The 17,075-nt window shown below is 52.5% G+C and carries 16 protein-coding genes; 7 read left to right on the top strand and 9 right to left on the bottom strand.

Annotated elements, in window-relative coordinates:
• Nucleotides 1-76 precede the first annotated feature (76 nt).
• From C7R73_RS08455 to recQ, 3 genes are all read right to left on the bottom strand, one after another.
• Nucleotides 77-1,075, bottom strand: a complete 999-nt coding sequence (locus tag C7R73_RS08455) for an asparaginase (protein WP_239992602.1) — start codon at nt 1,073-1,075, stop codon at nt 77-79.
• A gap of 52 nt (nt 1,076-1,127) precedes the next feature.
• Nucleotides 1,128-2,795, bottom strand: coding sequence for a L,D-transpeptidase family protein (locus C7R73_RS08450; protein ID WP_106450079.1), 1,668 nt, complete (start codon nt 2,793-2,795; stop codon nt 1,128-1,130).
• Nucleotides 2,796-2,983: 188 nt separating this feature from the next.
• Entirely contained in the window at nt 2,984-5,170 is a 2,187-nt protein-coding gene (recQ, locus tag C7R73_RS08445) for a DNA helicase RecQ (RefSeq protein WP_205076494.1), read from the bottom strand.
• Between the two features lie 269 nt (nt 5,171-5,439).
• Here recQ and selD point away from each other — a divergent pair, with 269 nt between their 5' ends.
• From selD to C7R73_RS08425, 4 genes are read left to right on the top strand one after another with little or no spacing between them, the layout of a single operon-like run.
• Entirely contained in the window at nt 5,440-6,471 is a 1,032-nt protein-coding gene (gene selD / locus C7R73_RS08440; RefSeq protein ID WP_106450078.1) for a selenide, water dikinase SelD, read from the top strand.
• 43 nt (nt 6,472-6,514) lie between these two features.
• Nucleotides 6,515-7,138 (top strand): sulfurtransferase-like selenium metabolism protein YedF, encoded by a 624-nt coding sequence (gene yedF, locus C7R73_RS08435; protein ID WP_106450077.1) that lies wholly within the window; start codon nt 6,515-6,517, stop codon nt 7,136-7,138.
• Nucleotides 7,135-7,407 (top strand): putative Se/S carrier protein, encoded by a 273-nt coding sequence (locus tag C7R73_RS08430; RefSeq protein ID WP_106450076.1) that lies wholly within the window; start codon nt 7,135-7,137, stop codon nt 7,405-7,407. The genes yedF and C7R73_RS08430 overlap by 4 nt, the downstream gene beginning before the upstream one ends.
• Nucleotides 7,400-8,563: an aminotransferase class V-fold PLP-dependent enzyme gene (locus C7R73_RS08425; protein ID WP_106450075.1), complete on the top strand. Its 1,164-nt coding sequence runs from the start codon at nt 7,400-7,402 to the stop codon at nt 8,561-8,563. Before C7R73_RS08430 ends, C7R73_RS08425 begins: the two co-directional genes overlap by 8 nt.
• A gap of 234 nt (nt 8,564-8,797) precedes the next feature.
• Here C7R73_RS08425 and mnmH read toward each other — a convergent pair whose 3' ends face one another.
• The 3 genes from mnmH to C7R73_RS08410 all read right to left on the bottom strand — a co-directional run bounded on the left by mnmH (nt 8,798) and on the right by C7R73_RS08410 (nt 12,084).
• Nucleotides 8,798-9,847: a tRNA 2-selenouridine(34) synthase MnmH gene (gene mnmH / locus C7R73_RS08420; RefSeq protein WP_161525907.1), complete on the bottom strand. Its 1,050-nt coding sequence runs from the start codon at nt 9,845-9,847 to the stop codon at nt 8,798-8,800.
• Nucleotides 9,848-9,992: 145 nt separating this feature from the next.
• Complete coding sequence (locus tag C7R73_RS08415; RefSeq protein WP_106450073.1) at nt 9,993-11,441, bottom strand: DEAD/DEAH box helicase; 1,449 nt, start codon at nt 11,439-11,441, stop codon at nt 9,993-9,995.
• 166 nt (nt 11,442-11,607) lie between these two features.
• Entirely contained in the window at nt 11,608-12,084 is a 477-nt protein-coding gene (locus C7R73_RS08410; protein ID WP_106450072.1) for an SRPBCC family protein, read from the bottom strand.
• A gap of 347 nt (nt 12,085-12,431) precedes the next feature.
• On the opposite strand from C7R73_RS08410, the gene C7R73_RS08405 reads away from it, so the two are divergent.
• From C7R73_RS08405 to queC, 3 genes are read left to right on the top strand one after another with little or no spacing between them, the layout of a single operon-like run.
• Nucleotides 12,432-12,929, top strand: coding sequence for a QueT transporter family protein (locus C7R73_RS08405; RefSeq protein ID WP_086626743.1), 498 nt, complete (start codon nt 12,432-12,434; stop codon nt 12,927-12,929).
• Between the two features lie 18 nt (nt 12,930-12,947).
• On the top strand, nt 12,948-13,448 hold the full coding sequence (gene queF / locus C7R73_RS08400; RefSeq protein ID WP_086987162.1) for a preQ(1) synthase: 501 nt from the start codon (nt 12,948-12,950) through the stop codon (nt 13,446-13,448).
• 9 nt (nt 13,449-13,457) lie between these two features.
• Nucleotides 13,458-14,117: a 7-cyano-7-deazaguanine synthase QueC gene (queC, locus tag C7R73_RS08395; protein WP_106450087.1), complete on the top strand. Its 660-nt coding sequence runs from the start codon at nt 13,458-13,460 to the stop codon at nt 14,115-14,117.
• Nucleotides 14,118-14,250: 133 nt separating this feature from the next.
• On the opposite strand, the gene metK is transcribed toward queC, so the two are convergent.
• From metK to amrS, 3 genes are read right to left on the bottom strand one after another with little or no spacing between them, the layout of a single operon-like run.
• Complete coding sequence (metK, locus tag C7R73_RS08390; RefSeq protein WP_106450071.1) at nt 14,251-15,480, bottom strand: methionine adenosyltransferase; 1,230 nt, start codon at nt 15,478-15,480, stop codon at nt 14,251-14,253.
• A 55-nt stretch (nt 15,481-15,535) separates the two neighbouring features.
• A complete protein-coding gene (amrB, locus tag C7R73_RS08385) occupies nt 15,536-16,186 on the bottom strand; it encodes an AmmeMemoRadiSam system protein B (protein WP_106450070.1) in 651 nt (216 codons plus the stop codon).
• A gap of 16 nt (nt 16,187-16,202) precedes the next feature.
• A complete protein-coding gene (amrS, locus tag C7R73_RS08380; RefSeq protein ID WP_106450069.1) occupies nt 16,203-17,075 on the bottom strand; it encodes an AmmeMemoRadiSam system radical SAM enzyme in 873 nt (290 codons plus the stop codon).

Genomic DNA, 17,075 nt, shown 5'->3' with positions numbered 1-17,075 from the left:
AAACTGTTTAAATATTTTACTGTCCTATTGACGGGTGGCATACCATTTTCGGGACTGCCCTTGCTTTTTTGTCATTTCAATAAAGGATATCGTTGCTGATTGTGGTGTAGAAAAGTTCCTTGATCCGTGCCGGATCTTGGGTCTGGCCCAATATCCACATCAGTTTGCATACGACCGCTTCGGTGATCATATCGTAGGCTTCCAAAATATTGACCCGCGATTTCAGTTCGTGGCCGACTTTGTAGATTTCCATGTCGCTGCCCTCATTCGGGACCTGCGTAGTCATGACCACCGTCTTCCCTTGACCGATCCAGTGATTGATGACCTCGAAATACCCGTACTCCGGCGCCGAAGGGATCCCGCCCACTCCGTAGCTTTCGATGATGATTGCATCGTTCCGCTCAAGCATGTAAGCAAGAATATCCGAATCCACTCCCGGCGTCAGCTTGAACAACGCGACCTTCGCATCCAGACTGTCGTAGAAACGCGGTGCTGACGCTTTTTCTTTTGTGATGTAGGAGATCACGCGTCCATCCTGGATGATCGCCAAATAAGGGTAATTGATGCTGGAAAAAGCCTGGAAGCTTTTGGAATGCGTCTTCCTTGCCCTTGTTCCGAGGATGACCTTCCCGTTGAAGACGATCTGCACACCGCTGGCGGAATCGAACGATGCGTACAGGAAACTGTCGAAGAGATTTGTCTTCGAATCGGTGATTTCTACATTGATCGGTTTTTGGGCACCGGTAATGATGATCGGTTTGGGAGAATCCTGGATCATGTAGGAAAGCGCGGCAGCCGTATAAGCCATCGTATCGGTTCCGTGGGTGACGACAAACCCGTCGTATTGTTCATACTTTTCCCGGATCGTGTCCGTCATCAGCACCCAGATGTCGGGCGCGATGTTGGTGCTGTCGATATTGCAGATCTGCAGGGTATCGACCTCGCATATTTCTGAGATGCCAGGAATAAAGGCCAATATCTCTTCGGATGTCAGTTGGGGATCGAGCCCGTTCGGTGTTATTTTGGAGGCGATCGTACCGCCCGTTCCGATCATCAATATCTTTTTCTTAGTCACGCATTCACCTGCTTGTTCAAATTTTATTTTTGACATGGCCGGCAACTTCCGGTCAATATACCACGACCGGGGTGCCGACGGAATAGGTATTGTAAAGCGTTTGGACCGCATAGTAAGGGGTATTGACGCAGCCGTGCGATCCCAAATACAGGTAAAGGTCGCCGCCGAAGCCTTGGGTTTGCCAAGAGGCGTCATGCAAGCCGTATGCATTCCCCAAAAATGGGATCCAATATTGGACCGGCGACTCATAATCTTCACCGATCAGCACGCTCGGCGATTCCTTATACGGCTGGATCGCGAACAGCCCTCTAGGCGTCGGCATCGAAGGTCGGCCGGTTATGACCGGAGCATTGACGATCTGTTGGTTGCCGATGTAGGCCCAAACACGTTGATAGGCGATGCTGATGATGATGTAACTGGAGCCGACATGATAGTTGGTGCCGGCGTTCGTCCGGAAGATGCCATCCTGCACCGTCCAATCGGGTCCCGTCGGATAGATTGGGACAGGTGGAGCAACCGGGGTAACCGGAACGGGCGGCGGTTTCGGTATGTATTTCATGAAGGCGACTGCCGTGTTCCCCGGCGCTGCCGCATCTTTTTGGACCAATTGCATCTGGACGGCGCTGACGTCATAGTCGTATCCTTGTGTTCCGGCCGTTTCGCCATTCTTGGCCCAATCCAGCCAGCCCATGCCGGGCACATGGACCTGATAATAGATATCATAATGCGCAGCCAGTTCATCCGTCAACTGCATTTCGATCCGCTCGATGCGTTGACCTGTTCCTGGCAGTCCGGCTTCCAATCCGTCCTGTGTCCATTCAAACCAACCGTTTTCACTTGTGGCGGCACGATAGGAAACCGATCCCGGATAGGGCTGGGAAGCCAATTTCGCCTGCAAACCTTCCAACGATTGCGAGGAATCCGGGGAGCCGCTTTGCGCCGGATTGAGGACCGGATCCTGCCAGCCCGAATCTGTCAGATAACTGCCGTAGGAAAGGACCGGTTCGGTGAGTTTGATGAAGCTCTGCTCACGTTTGCCTAAAAAAGTCTGTTCCTTGTTCATCAGAACGATTTCGACCCCTTCGATTGGATAGCGGAAACCTTCCGTTCCGGCTGTCTCGCCGTTTCTAGCCCAATCCAGCCACCCGAATCGGTTCGTTTGGACCCGATAATAAAGATCGTACTGAACGGCCAAAGCACCCGTCAGTTTGAATTGCACAGCTTCGAGCGCTTCCCCGGACCCTGTCGTTCCGGCCGTCTCGCCGTTCGTAGCATAGCCTGACCACCCGCGGTCTTGCCTATAGGTCCGGTATGAAACGCTGCCCGCTTCAGCCAATTGGATCAGGCGCACCTGGATGGCTTCGATCGGTAATGCCGCCCCGCCGCTGATTGCGCCTTCCTGAACCTCGGACTGCCAACCGCTGTCCTGAACGTAAGTCGTATAAGTCAATTCCGCGCTGCCGGCGGTTGCCGGGGATAGCGGGATTTCCTGCGCCCCCGAAAGGGCAGCAACGCTTCTTGTCTGCAGCGCGACATAATCCTTGCCGGGTTCGGCAAGCGTTCCATCTATATTTAGGTACGCTGGATCGTAAAGCCCCAGCAAACTTTTCTGGACAACAGCACCGTTCTCCAACGAATATGCTGGAGCCGCGATGCGGGCAGGGGCTAATCCGGCAACAATGAACAACCCCAACAGAATAAACAAAATGTTCCTTCTCATAATAATCCCTCCCGGCAGGACCGTAAGCGACAGGAAATGGAGCGTCCATTCGTAACCGCTCTCTTTCTTCCATTATACCAAACAATACCCCGTTAAAAAAAACACAAGCGGGCCAAAGACCCGGATAACTAAAAAAAGTTCAGGGACGCTTCAAAAATGAAGCGGCCCCAAACTTTTTCTGATGCATTCTACTGTTCTCTTTTCCGGAAAGCCAGCACCATCCCGATCTGGAAATAGCTGTAGTCGTCCCCCAGCTTTTCCTTGAGGGGTTTCAGGTGCTGATCCTCGGCTTCCTCGATCGCTCTGGCGATGGCCTCCGTCTGCTCATCCGTGACGAAATCCGTCAAACGCATTTCGTATGCCGACAACTCAGCCAAATGGCGGAAATGGTTTTCGATGGTCATCCGCGCCAATCCTCTGATGGCGATGATTTCTTCGACTGTCTTGCCTTCTTGATACAGGCGGTAGGTCTCCTCAAAGGTAGTGCCGGCGTAATTTTTCTGCGCCGGTTTCGGGCGTTTTTCCGCGGTTTCCGGATTGCCTTCCTGCTCTTTCTGTTCCAGTAGTTTCTGCTGCAGAACCGATTCGGCATCAGGAATTTCCTTCAGATAATCGGAAATGACACCCATGAACACTTCACCGTAGCGCTCGAGCTTCGTTTCGCCGACCCCGGATAGGCGCAGGAAGCCGTCATCATCAGTCGGAAAGTTGCGGGCCATCTCATGCAGCGTGCTGTCCGAAAAGACGATATAGGAAGGGATCCCATGCTCGTTCGCCATTTCCGTACGTACACTGCGCAGCCGGTCGAAAAGCTCGGTATCGTACAAGCCGCCTCCGCTCTGTTTGGCGGTGCCCCTGCCGGTCTCGACCGCATAGGACATCCCGACTTTTTTCCCTTCCTTCAGGACTTCCAGCGCTTTCGGAGTGACTTGGATCAAAGGATACTGATCGCCCGTCACCTGCAGGTATTCATCAGCGATCAATACCCCGATCATTTCGCGGATTTCCCCATCATTATAGGCGCTCATCAGGCCGTATGTCTTCAGCTTATCCAGCCCGAAGTCGGTGATGCCTTTCTGTTTGCTCCCCGTCAGGATGCCGATGATCTTCTGGACGCCGTATCGTCCGCGCACCCGCACGACGCAGGACAGGATTTTCTGGGCTTCTTCGGTGATGTCTATCTGTTCCGTGCGGCGCAGGCAATTGGAGCAGTGTTGGCAATTCAGCTCAGCTGTCGTTTCGCCGAAATATTCCAAAATGTACCTGCGCAGGCATTGGTTCGTGTAACAATAATTGATCATCTTGTTCAATTTATTGGTCGCTTCGCTGTCATTCGTCTTGCTGTTCAGCAACTGGTTGATGATGATGTCCTGCGTCGAAAACAGCAGGATGACACGCGCTTCCTCTCCGTCACGCCCCGCCCTTCCGGCTTCTTGGTAATAGCTTTCGATATTTTTGGGCATGTTGTAGTGGTAAACGGTCCGCACATTGCTTTTGTCGATCCCCATGCCAAAAGCATTCGTTGCGACCATGATCGGTTTGCGATCGAACAGGAAATCATCCTGGTTCCGCTGGCGCTCGTGTTCCGGCAGCCCAGCATGGTAAAGTGTCACGGCAAAGCCCTTTTGTTCCAATTTTTTTTGGACCGACTCCACATTTTTTCTGGTCGAACAATAGATGATGCTCGCTTCCTTCGGGTTGAGGTCCTTCACGAGGAACTTGAACTTGTCGGCGGGTTTTTCCACGCTGAAGGCCAAATTACTGCGGTCGAAACCGGTCACCAACCGGAACGGATTCTGCAGACGCAATTGGACCAGGATATCGTCCTGGACCGGTTCGGTCGCCGTAGCGGTGAAGGCGGCAACCATCGGACGTCTGTCGAACAGATCATACAGCCGGGCCACGCCTTGGTAGGCAGGACGGAAATCGCTGCCCCATTGCGAGATACAGTGGGCCTCATCGACCACCAGCAACGGCACCTTCACAAAGCGCAGAGCATTCATGAATGACTCGTTGTCTATCCGTTCCGGCGCGATGTAGAGCAGTTTGAGCTGGCCGGAGCGCATATCATCCATCAATTGCAGGAACTCTTCTCTGGAGAGCGTGCTGTTCAGGTATGCCGCGGGAATCCCCATTTCCCGCAAACTGTCTACCTGATCCTTCATTAAGGACACCAACGGGGAAACGACGATCGTCATGCCGTCCAGCAGCAAAGCCGGCAGTTGGTAGCAGAGCGACTTTCCTCCGCTCGTCGGCATGATTCCGAGCACGTCCTTCCCTTGCAGGGTATTCGTGATCAATTCCTCTTGGCCTTCCCGGAAGCTGTCATATCCGAAATATTTTTTTAGCGTACCGTACAGTAATTCTTTATCCACCACTTGCACCCATCCTTAATTGTTTATCTTTTCCCGTTAACCGAATATTCCTGAACGGCCTTGCCTTCACTCAAGAAAGCCATGGCAAACCGTCAGAAATGACCCCCTCATCATATCACATCCGCGGCCTATTTTTTCACAGAAAAATAGTACGGCGCGCACCTGAGCAAATCCCCTACTAATAAAATATGCAGATTATCCGCCTTATGTTTTGACGTGTGGTATATAATTGTAAGGTGAACATGTCATGACCTACAGGAGTGAGAAATATGGAACAGGAATTATCAAATGAACTATTTATCTGCGGGGGGTGCAATGCGAAGATCGGTCCCGGCGTTCTGGGCGATCTGCTCAGCCAGTTTCCGAAACAGGAGAATCCGAATTTTTTAGTCGGTTTCGACTCGTCCGATGATGCGGCTGTGTTCCGGATAGACGCCGAAACGGCCATGATCCAGACGTTGGACTTCTTTCCCGCAATGGTGGCGGATGCCTCGCTTTTCGGGGAAATCGCCGCAGCCAACGCCTTGAGCGATGTATTTGCGATGGGCGGCGAAGTGTTGACCGCTATGAACATCGTCTGCTGGCCCGAAACAAAAAGCACCGATACACTCGGGAAAATTTTGGCGGGCGGCTTCAAGAAAGTCCAGGAGGCAGGCGGCGTGCTGGTCGGCGGACATTCGATCCACGACCCCCAGCCCAAATACGGCCTCTCAGTATTGGGAAAAGTCCATCCCGATCGTATCTACCGGAATGACACGTGCGTGCCTGGCGATGTTCTGCTGCTGACGAAACCACTGGGAACCGGCATCATCACGACGGCCTACAGCGCTGGTGAAATGGCGCAGGAATCCTTCGATCAGGCGGTCACTTCGATGACGACGCTGAACCGTTATGCGGCGGAAGTCCTGAAAAAGTATACCGTCCACAGCTGCACGGATATCACCGGTTTCGGCCTGTTGGGCCATCTGTCGGAAATGGTCAGCGATCGCTGTTCTGCGACTGTCTACGCCGACAGCGTGCCTTGCCTTAGCGGAGCCTATCAGGGAGCCCAGGAATTCCTGATCACAGCCGGCGGACAGCGCAACCGCAATCACTTGGAAGCTGATGTGGATTTTCAGATTGCTGACTATGCGATGGAGGAAGTACTTTTCGATCCGCAGACATCCGGCGGCCTGCTTGTGAGTGTTCCTGTCGAAGAAGCGGCCGCTCTGCTTGCCGAAATCGAAGCATTGGGCCTGCCCTGCGGCATCATCGGCGAGGTTATCGTAAAGGATGCCAAGAAAATCACGGTCGTCCATTGATCAAAGCATGACAAAAATATGATTTAACCAGGAGGAAAAGAGCATGAAAAAAATAGATGCAGTCGGACAAGCTTGTCCGATGCCGGTCATTCTGACCAAACGGGCTTTGAAGGAGAGCAACGGGGAGACCGTGTTCATCAGCGTGGATAATGAGATTGCGACGCAGAACCTTGCCAAGATGGCGGAGCAGCTGAAGCTTACCGTCCAAGTCAAAAAAATCAATGATTCCCTTTATGAAGTGCAGCTTTCCGATCCGAACGCCGGCAATGACTCACACGCCGCCGAACACACTGTGCTTCCGGAGCAAGCCGCCGACAAAGTCGCATCATCCGGAGCAAGTTATGTCGTCGTATTGAACAGCGACTTCATCGGCAACGGCAGCGAGGAATTGGGCCGTACGCTGATGAAAAGCTTCCTCTTCTCCCTGACCGAACAGGAAGTCCTGCCCGAAAAAGTGCTCTGCTACAATGCCGGCGCGCTGCTGACGACTGAAGGATCGGCCGTGTTGAACGACCTAAAAGCGCTGGAGGAAGACGGCGTCGAGGTCCTCACGTGCGGCATCTGCGGAGAATTCTACGGCGTGAAGGACAAATTGGCGGTGGGCACTTTCACGAACATGTACCGCATCGTTGAAATCCTGCGCACATCCAAGACCGTATCGCCATGATCGACCGTAAACATTACGGCATCGTCGCGTTTCCGACGTCCCAGGCCGCCGCAGCCGCTGAAGCCGTTGTCCTGGATGCCGGTCGGGAATGCCGGCTGATTCCCATGCCGGAACAGATTTCGGCCGGTTGCGGTCTTGTGCTGCAGACGCACCTTGCCGAACTTACTGCTGTCCGCTTGTTGCTGTCGGAGCGTTCCATCTCCAATGATGGCTGCTACGAAGTCCGTTTTGAGAGCCGGAAAAAATCCGTGGAGGCATGGCATGACTGAACTCTATTATTTCGATAACAGCGCAACAACACTGAAAAAACCGTCCGCGGTGGCTGAAGCTGTCTATCACGCCATCGCCGATGGTCAGCTCGGCAACCCGGCCCGGGGAAGCCATACCGTTTCCTTGAACGCATTGCGGTTTACGGAAACGTTGCGCCAGAAAACAGCAAATCTATTTGGTGTGCCGGATTCGGCAAATGTCGCCTATACAGCAAACGCCACAGCCTCGCTGAACATGGTCCTGAAGGGTTTGCTGAAGCCGGCGGACCACATCATCACCACTGTGACGGAGCACAATGCAGTCCTGCGTCCGCTTTACCAACTTGAGGAACAGGGCGCTGCCCTGTCCTTTGTCGGCGTTGATGCATTTGGCACGCTCCTTTATCCCGATTTCGAGCGCCTGTTGCGCCCCGATACCCGTGCCGTAGTGGTCAACCATGCTTCAAATGTCACCGGTAATGCGGCGGATCTGGAACGGATCGGCGCTTTTTGCCGGGAGCACGATCTGCTGTTCATCGTCGACGCTTCCCAGAGCGCAGGCGTACTCGACATCGATATGGTCCTTCAGCACATCGATGTCCTCTGCTTCACCGGCCACAAAGGACTCTACGGCCCGCAAGGAACCGGCGGCATCTGCCTCGGCGACAGACACTTGGCGTTAGTGCCGGTCTTCACCGGCGGCAGCGGCTTCCATTCTTTCGACAAGCATTACCCGACAGAGATGCCGACTTTGTTCGAGCCGGGAACGCAGAATGTCCATGGCTTGGCGGGCCTTTCCGCCGGTTTGGATTACATCCAGCAAAAAGGCCTGGATACAATCATCCGGAAACTGCAGAGACTGACTTTCCGCTTCCATGACCTGATCAAGGACATCCCGGGAATCATCATCTACGGCAGTTTCGAAAAAAACGTGGAGCGCGCGCCGGTCGTTTCGCTCAATCTCGAAGGTTGGTCCTCCGGCGACCTCAGCGATGCGCTCTTCATGGATTACGCGATAGCGGTTCGCCCGGGCGCTCATTGCGCACCGCTCATCCATCAAGCTTTCGGAACAGAAAAAACCGGCATGGTCCGCTTCAGCTTCTCCAGCTTCAACACGGTGGAGGAAATCGACTATGCAGCCAACGCGCTTAGGATTTTGGCGGAAGAAGGCTACTAGTTGTCCGATAACCAGAAATAATCGGACAACCGGAGCTCGAATGTTCTTCGCATTGTCCGATAACCGGAAATAATCGGACAACCGGACCTCGGATGTTCTTCGCATTGTCCGATAACCACGAAAAATCAGACAACCAGAGCACGAACGGCTCAATTTGACGAGTACCTTCTTGTAAAATATCCAAAAAAACAGAGCAGCCACCCGCTTTCACGGGCTAGCTGCTCTGTTTTTTTATCAATCGTTCCTTTGCTTCATCCATTCCAAAATGCCTTCAGCCGTTGCTGCGGCATCTTCGTTCCGGAAGATGGCAGAAAATTCCTTTTTGTTGAAGTTGTAGCGGGGATCGTAGTATTTCACCAACAGATCTTCGATAACCGCATCGAAATCGTGCTGGCGCACCTGCTCCTTGTATCCCTCGACACGCGCTTCGTTCAAATAGGATTTCAATCGGTCCAACGCTGCTAGGAGCTCCGCTTCGTTGCTGTGGAGGTAATCCTTTTTGATCTGTCCGATCCGGTAATCCAATGAAGCCTCGATGTTCAGGTTCAGGCCTCTCTGCATCGCATCAATCAACGAAGGCGGTAATACGGCCTGTCCGATCCGCTTGCTTTCGCCTTCAGTAAAGACGACCAGCGGCTCCCTCCAGCCAGCGGCGCTCTCGACCAACAGACTTTCGAACATTTTTTGGTTGTGTGGCTGCTTCTTCTTGAGGCCGACGCCCCCGAAGACAGATCCCCTGTTGTTGGCGCAGGCTTCCAGATCAAGCACATTGGCTCCACGCTTCTTAAGTTCCTCCAGGATGGCTGTTTTCCCGGTCCCGGTATTGCCGTAGAGTGTCACAAACTGGACCTTTTCGAACAATATGGGAATCAAATTGTTGATCGTGCTGCGGTAGTTTTTGTAGCCGCCTTCCATCCGGTAAACATTCATCCCCAAGGATTTGAGCAAGGAAAAAATCGAATTGCTGCGGAATCCTCCTCTGCTGCAGAAGATGACGACTTGGTCGTAGGCCTTCGTGTATTCCTGGAAGAGGCTGAACATTTCCGGTAATCTTGGGGAAATGGTTTGGATGCCGTAGCTTTTAGCATCGTCGATCTTGCCGGCGACGTAAAGCGTCCCCACTGTTTTCCTATCCTCATCGTCCAGGACCGGCACGTTTACGGCGCCCGGTATGGTTGACTTCGCAAATTCGGAAGGACTCCTGACATCCACATACAGAATCGATTTGTCTCCGCGTTGCTGTTCTATTTCTTCATACGATACGACTGGTTTCAATTGGTTCACCACTTTCTGATTCCTAGTATAGCCTCTGCCGGGCAGGAATGCCACCCGAAATCTTGAGGCAAGCGCATCAAAACGACCCGACAAGCTCCTCAATTAACGGAGACATGCGGGTCGTTTCGCAATCAATCGTTCAATTTTGCTGCATCTATTTCTTTGCTTTATGCACTTTCAGCGCTTTGCCTTTGACGGTGCGGTTCTGCATCTCGGAAATCACAAAGGGGCCTTTGCCGTTCAGGATTTCGATGTAGGTCACGTTTTCCTGGATTGTGATGATGCCGATATCATCCGCATCGATGCCGGGAATATTGGTCAGCGTGCCGACGAAATCGATGGCGCGCAGTTTTTTCTTCTTGCCGCCGTTGAAATAGACTTTGGTGATGTCCTTGTTCAATTCCCGGTTGCGTGCCTGTTTGATGACGGGGCGTTCCTGCAGTTTCTTTTCGAAAGTCGCTTTATGATGCTGCACGAAGCGGGCGCTCGGCGGATTGATTTCGGTGATTTCCTGCTGAGCGAAGTCTTGCACTGCCTGCCAGCTTCTTTCCTCATTAGGCGTAACCAAGGTCAAGGCTATCCCTGTTTTACCTGCGCGGCCGGTCCTGCCGGTACGGTGGATAAAGCTCTCTTTCTCCTCGGGGACATCATAATTGACGACATGCGTCACGTTATCGACGTCAATCCCGCGCGCAGCCACATCCGTAGCCACCAAATAACGCAGCCTGCCTTTGCGGAAATCTTCCATGACGGCTGTGCGGTCATCCTGCACCATCCCGCCATGCATCTTATCGATCGGCAAACCAGCTTTGCTCAAAAATGTGTACAGTCCGTTTACGGCTTCCTGCGTATTGCAGAAGATGATGCAGCTGTCCGGATTCTCAACGGTCAGCAGATCCAATAGTTGCTTGGGTTTGCCCGACTCTTGGACACGGATGAAGGATTGCAGAATCTTCGGCTTGGATGCCTCGTCGCTTTCCATTTTCACCGATACGCGGTCGTTCTTCATATAGAAGCTGGCCAAACGCACCACTTCATTCGGCATGGTCGCGGAGAAGAGCAGCGTTTGTCTTTGTTTCGGAAGGAAATCGATGATGGCTTCCACTTGCTCAATGAAGCCCATATTCAGCATCTCATCCGCTTCATCAAGGACCAGGTAGCGTATCTTGTCAAATTTCATTGTCCCTTTTTGCAGATGATCCAATACCCTGCCCGGAGTGCCGACTACGATATGGCTTTTCTGTCTCAATTCCGATTTTTGCGTATCGAAGGAAGTCTTTCCGAAGACAGCAGTAGCCTTGATCCGCTTCAGCCGTCCGATGTTGGTGATGTCCTCTTTCACCTGCAAAGCCAGCTCCCTTGTCGGAACCAAAATCAGCGCCTGCGGACGGTTTTCTTCCCAATTCACACTTTCGCACAACGGTACGCCGAAACTGACGGTCTTGCCGCTGCCAGTCTGCGATTCGACAATGATATCTTTGCCCTTTAAGGTCATCGGGATGACCTCCTGTTGTACTTGCGTCGGTTTGAAATAACGCAATGCCTTTAGTGCCGTAACGATTTCTTCACTGATTGCGAAGTCTTCAAATGTTGTATAATTCATCTTGTCCTACTTTCACTTTTGATTTGTCGTCTCAGTATAACAGGAAAAACGTAATAAATCCGCGTTTTTGTGAAAACGAGTGTCCAGGACGGAATTAAAAACGGAACCGGATCTGAATCCCGCAAAGGGTTCCGCTTCCAGTTCCACCATCACCATTTGCGCCAGTTCATTCTTCGCAGAAAAGCCTGATCCGCTCGATTGCTTGTTGCGCCATCTCATCCCGTTTGTCCTGGTAAACTTCCTTGTCGAACGATTTATTCTTATCGACATAAGGAATATTCTGGATGCTTTCCAAATTCAAAGTCGTTCCGCCTTCCTCCGCTTTGGCCGTGTAATTTTGCCTCACGAAAGAATCCTCGGCTGGATCGACCGTGTCCACCCGGATGGCTGCGCGCATGACGAATTCCTCAGGGAAAAGTTCCGCCTGCTGCACCTCGATGTTCACCGGCACCATTTTTCCGAACATGTCGTATTCTGCCTTGTAGACACTGGACATGCCGCCGTCCCCGCTGATCTGCTTGACGATTTTCAGGCCCTCATGAATGTCTTGCCAATTGCCCACATTGGCGGCATATTGCCATACTTTTCCCAACGGTGCTTCGATAAAAATGCTTTTCTTGATGTGGCTTTTGATGTAGTCCATTTTATTCATCCTTCCTGCTGATTGAACCTACTGACCCTTTCATGCGACTATGATTGCGCTATCTTTAGCTTCATTATAATAAAATAAATCCCCTTATACAAACTTGGGTCCATGAATATTGAAAACCACCCTTGGCAACTTCGCCGATATTTGTTAAACTGTTCGGGACAGTTCGTAACCATCCTGTCGTAAAATAAAACTAGGGTAATAGAATCATGCAATCAAAACGCAGGAATGTTTTTTGAGATGGCTTGTTTTCTCCTTAGAGACAACCTTCTCGGCATCCGTGCGTCTTTTTTTGTGCCTATTCTTGTAAGGCGTTGAAAAAAATATTAGGAGGTGGACCGATGCAAAAATCATTCACAAAAACACAAAAATTGACTTTCTCAGCAATGTATATCGCTATGTACATCGTCATCATGGCTCTGACGCAATCTTTCGCTTTTGGACAATATCAAATCCGCATCGCCACAACTCTTTACGCCCTAGCTTATTTTAACCCGTTCCTGATCATCCCGGCAGGCCTCGCCAATCTTATGTCGAACCTGTTCTTCGGCGGACTGGGGATCATCGACATGCTTGGTGGAACCCTCGTAGGCATCATTACGGCTTCGCTCGTCTACGCTGTCCGCAAATACAACTTGCCGAAGTGGTGTCTGATCTTGCCGATCATCTTCATCCCTGGAATCGTTGTGCCGATATATTTGTCGCAGCTGTTGGCAATCCCATTCCTGCCGCTTGTCGTCAGCCTTTGCATCGGCCAATCGGTACCGGCATTCGTCGGCTACTTTTTGGTGCAGGCACTGGAAAAACGATTCTATAAAAGCGCGCTTCTGAAATCCTGAGCGCAAGGAGGAGCAACAATGACAGCAGGCAGAAATGAAGCCGATCTGAACGGCATCACCCAATTGGGCAACCAACAGACTAAATACCCTCAGGACTACGATCCGAAAGTCCTTGAGACTTTTCCGAACAAGCATCCGGACAATGATTACTTCGTGAAATTCAACTGCCCTGAATTCACGAGCTTGTGCCCGATGACGGGGCAGCCCGATTTTGCGACCATCTACATTTCCTACGTTCCGGGAGAGATCATGGTCGAAAGCAAATCGTTGAAGCTCTACCTTTTCAGTTTCCGTAACCACGGCGACTTCCACGAGGATTGCATGAACATCATCATGAAGGATCTGATCGCTTTGATGGCGCCGAAATACATCGAGGTGTGGGGCAAATTCACACCGAGAGGCGGCATCTCGATCGATCCGTACTGCAACTACGGCAAACCCGGCACCAAATGGGCTGACGTGGCTTGGCAACGCTTGGCGCAGCACGATCTTTATCCTGAGAAAGTCGATAACCGCTAGATGGAAAACATGAATGGGACAGCACAAAAACAAGCCTTGGTCGTCTTTTCAGGCGGGCAGGATTCCACGACTTGCCTGATTCAAGCCATCCAAAAGTATGGTGCGGCAAACACCATGGCCCTTTCCTTCAGCTATGGCCAGCGCCATGGCATCGAACTGGAACGGGCGGCCTGGATCGCCAAAGATCTTGGGGTCGAACACCACACCCTGGACGCGAATGTCATGGGCAAAGTAACGACCAACGCCTTGATGGACGAATCGCAGACAATCAAGGAAGCCGATACCGAAGACTACCCGAACACCTTCGTCGACGGCCGGAACGCCCTGTTCCTGTTGTTGGCCGGCATCTTCGCCAAGTCCAAAGGCATCCGCACCATCATCCTAGGCGTATGCGAAACGGACTTCAGCGGCTATCCGGACTGCCGGGACGTGTTCGTCAAATCGATGAACGTGACCCTGAACCTAGCCATGGACTACAATTTCAACGTTGAAACGCCGTTGATGTACCTGACGAAGGCTCAAACATGGGAACTGGCGGATCAGCTGGGTTGCCTCGCCTACATCGAGGAACATACACATACTTGTTATATGGGTGTTCCCGGCGGTTGCGGCGAATGCCCATCCTGCAAGCTCCGGAACGCCGGACTGACAGAATACTTGAATAAATAAGAAAAATAGCCCTCTGACCGTTCCGCTGTTGCGGATCGTCCGGAGGGTTATTTGTTTTCGATATAGGCAAGCTCCCCAGTCACTGGATCACCATACATACGGAAGCAAACGTTTGATTTCCGGCCTGTCTAGCTTATTGTCCAAGTCCTTCATCCCCATGACCTTTCGGCGATCGTTTCGACTCCATCGCTTCTTCCGCCATCAAAGCGGCCTTTTCGGTCCGCTCCCATGGAAGACCCAATTCGGGCCTGCCGAAATGACCGTAGCAGGCTAGCTTTCTGTAGATCGGCTTCCGCAGATCGAAATCGCGGATGATTGCAGCTGGACGCAGGTCGAAGTATTTTTTGATCAATTCTTCGATCTGTTCTTCAGCGATGCTGGCCGTCCCAAAAGTTTCGACTCGGACGGAAACGGGCCTGGCCACCCCGATGACGTAGGCCAGCTGGATCTCACATCTGTCGGCCAAACCTGCAGCCACAACGTTCTTCGCTACATATCGAGCAGCGTAGGCAGCGGAGCGGTCGACTTTGGTCGGGTCTTTGCCGGAAAAGGAGCCTCCGCCATGCCGCGCAAAGCCGCCATAAGTATCGACGATGATCTTTTTGCCGGTCCATCCCGAGTCGCCGGCAGGACCGCCGATAACGAAACGGCCGGTCGCATTGACGAAATATTTCGTCTGATCATCCAAAAGCTCAGAAGGGATTACGGCTGAAATCACCTTCCGGAGCATATCGTCTCTGATTTGTCCCTGACCGACCGACTCGTCATGCTGACAGGCGATGACGACCGCTTCGACCCTTTTGACGCGGTCGCCCGCATACTCCACGGTCACCTGTGTTTTGCCGTCCGGCCTCAGATAGGGCAGCTCCCCTGATTTCCGCAGCTCTGCAACCTTCTCGGCCAGCTTATGCGCCAACGTGATCGGCAGCGGCATCAGCTCCGGCGTTTCCTTGCAGGCATAGCCGAACATCAGCCCCTGATCGCCGGCTCCCAACCGGTCCGTTTCGTCATTTGAACCGAGCCGCTTTTCCAAAGAGGAGCCTACCCCTGCAGCGATATCCGCTGATTGCCTGTCCAAACCGATCAGGACGGAACAGGCCTTCCCATCGATGCCAAAGTCGCTGTCCGTATAGCCGACATCCTGGATGATGGACCGCACGATGACCGGGATATCAACCGTGCTTACAGTCGTGATCTGGCCGAAAACCGTGATCAAGCCGGTGCTGGCGGAAACGTCGCAAGCCACCCGCGCGAACGGGTCATCCGCCAGAATGGCATCCAATATCCCGTCGGCTATCTGGTCGCAGAGTTTATCAGGATGCCCCTCCATGACCGATTCCGAGGTGAAAAATGTTCTCTTCATACTTTATCGCCTCTTTTTACTAAAAAATGAATGACGCAACCTTCCAAAACTTGTTTTATAAACTTCGCGCATCCTTGATTTGCTCTTCGGACTCCGAAGGCATGAGGGTTGCGACAAGGTAACCGACCCCGAAAGGACCTTCGTAGGAGAGCATTTCCGCTTCATATTCCCTGCCTTCGAACGCTCCCATCAGGAACAGGATGGAACGCAGCCCGCACTCCGCCGCACTTTCGAGGAACCCGGCATTCAACCGCAACAGCTGTCCGGCATCCTTTTCCTTAATGGCTTTGATCGCTAATTTATCAAACAAAGGCCCCGCCGAATGGTAGCCGTAAGGCCCCTCCGGCTTCAGCACGTGCGACAGATCGGCAGAGGCGATGATGGCAGTGCGCAGATCTGATTGGTCGCAAGCTTCCCCATAGCGCTTTCCCCATTCATAGTAGTGCTCGTAGGAAGGCACTGTCACCAAAATCTTTTCCGTTTCCAAGTTGGGCGGCAGTTGTCTGTCGAGGTAATGCATTGGCACTTCAAAGCCATGGCCTTCATGCGGCGATATGATGAGCAGATGGTCCGGCTTTGCAGCGGCGAGTCTTTCGGCTGCCATCTCCAAAGCCGCCACTGTGCGTTTTACCCTTTCGATGTCCTTCCCGCCTATTTCCGGAATGATGAGCGGCGGATGCGGGCTGATGACGCCAAAAACCAACATAAGGGATCCCTCCTTTTCAGACGTTCCCGATGTGCACGTGCAGCAATCCGAATTTTCCCCCAAGCGCTGCGGCTGTTTCCAGAGTCTCCATCGAAGTGATGGCTGTGTCCATCATTTTCCAACCAGGGAAGAAGCGGTTGACATGCCAAGGCACTTCTTTGCCGACCTCCTCGGCGATGAAGCGCGCCATCCGTTCGAGTTGATCGACACGGTCATTCACACCAGGTACAACGAGCGTGGCGATTTCGAGATGCACGCCTGATTCATGAAATCGGATAATCGTATCCAGCACCGGTTGCGCTGTGCCGCCGCAATATTCTTTGTACACTTCGTCATCAGTGCCCTTCAGATCGACATTGACGGCGTCCAGATAAGGAATGATGGCATCCAGCGTTTCCTTCGTCGCATAGCCAGCCGTCTTCCAGATATTCTTCAATCCCGCTTCACGGGCCAGCTTCATCGTGTCGAGCGCGTATTCGACAAAGATGATCGGTTCCGTATACGTATAGGCGATGGAAGGACAGCCGGCAGCCAAAGCCCTCCGCACATGCTCTGCCGGGCTGATGTCCTCCCCATAAATCGGCCGATTCGGTTTGGAGGCCTGCGAAATCGCCCAGTTCTGGCACCAGAGACAGCGCAGATTACAGCCAATTGTAGCGAACGAATAAACTGTGGTGCCGGGAAGGAAATGATTGAGCGGCTTCTTCTCGACGGGATCAATTGCGACAGCGATTGCTTTCCCGTAATTCAATGCATACAGAGTCCCCTCCCGGTTCTCCCTGACTGCGCAGATGCCCCGCTTGCCTTCCGAGATGATGCAACGATGCGGGCAGACTCCGCACCGTACTCTGCCATCCCCCAGTTTTTCGTACAACATAGCTTCCTTCAT

Source organism: Trichococcus alkaliphilus, from assembly GCF_003008695.1.
Lineage (GTDB): Bacteria > Bacillota > Bacilli > Lactobacillales > Aerococcaceae > Trichococcus > Trichococcus alkaliphilus.
The sequence above is the reverse complement of the archived record's forward strand: the minus strand, read 5'-3'. Positions and strand labels throughout refer to the sequence as shown.

What these genes read in the sequence shown, in the direction of transcription:
- C7R73_RS08415 (WP_106450073.1), bottom strand. Translation starts at nt 11,441, where the DNA reads ATGAATTATACAACATTTGAAGACTTCGCAATCAGTGAAGAAATCGTT.
- C7R73_RS08430 (WP_106450076.1), top strand. Translation starts at nt 7,135, where the DNA reads ATGATCGACCGTAAACATTACGGCATCGTCGCGTTTCCGACGTCCCAG.
- amrB (WP_106450070.1), bottom strand. Translation starts at nt 16,186, where the DNA reads ATGTTGGTTTTTGGCGTCATCAGCCCGCATCCGCCGCTCATCATTCCG.
- metK (WP_106450071.1), bottom strand. Translation starts at nt 15,480, where the DNA reads ATGAAGAGAACATTTTTCACCTCGGAATCGGTCATGGAGGGGCATCCT.
- C7R73_RS08405 (WP_086626743.1), top strand. Translation starts at nt 12,432, where the DNA reads ATGCAAAAATCATTCACAAAAACACAAAAATTGACTTTCTCAGCAATG.
- selD (WP_106450078.1), top strand. Translation starts at nt 5,440, where the DNA reads ATGGAACAGGAATTATCAAATGAACTATTTATCTGCGGGGGGTGCAAT.
- yedF (WP_106450077.1), top strand. Translation starts at nt 6,515, where the DNA reads ATGAAAAAAATAGATGCAGTCGGACAAGCTTGTCCGATGCCGGTCATT.
- queF (WP_086987162.1), top strand. Translation starts at nt 12,948, where the DNA reads ATGACAGCAGGCAGAAATGAAGCCGATCTGAACGGCATCACCCAATTG.
- amrS (WP_106450069.1), bottom strand. Translation starts at nt 17,075, where the DNA reads ATGAAGGAAGCTATGTTGTACGAAAAACTGGGGGATGGCAGAGTACGG.
- C7R73_RS08450 (WP_106450079.1), bottom strand. Translation starts at nt 2,795, where the DNA reads ATGAGAAGGAACATTTTGTTTATTCTGTTGGGGTTGTTCATTGTTGCC.
- queC (WP_106450087.1), top strand. Translation starts at nt 13,458, where the DNA reads ATGAATGGGACAGCACAAAAACAAGCCTTGGTCGTCTTTTCAGGCGGG.
- C7R73_RS08425 (WP_106450075.1), top strand. Translation starts at nt 7,400, where the DNA reads ATGACTGAACTCTATTATTTCGATAACAGCGCAACAACACTGAAAAAA.
- C7R73_RS08410 (WP_106450072.1), bottom strand. Translation starts at nt 12,084, where the DNA reads ATGGACTACATCAAAAGCCACATCAAGAAAAGCATTTTTATCGAAGCA.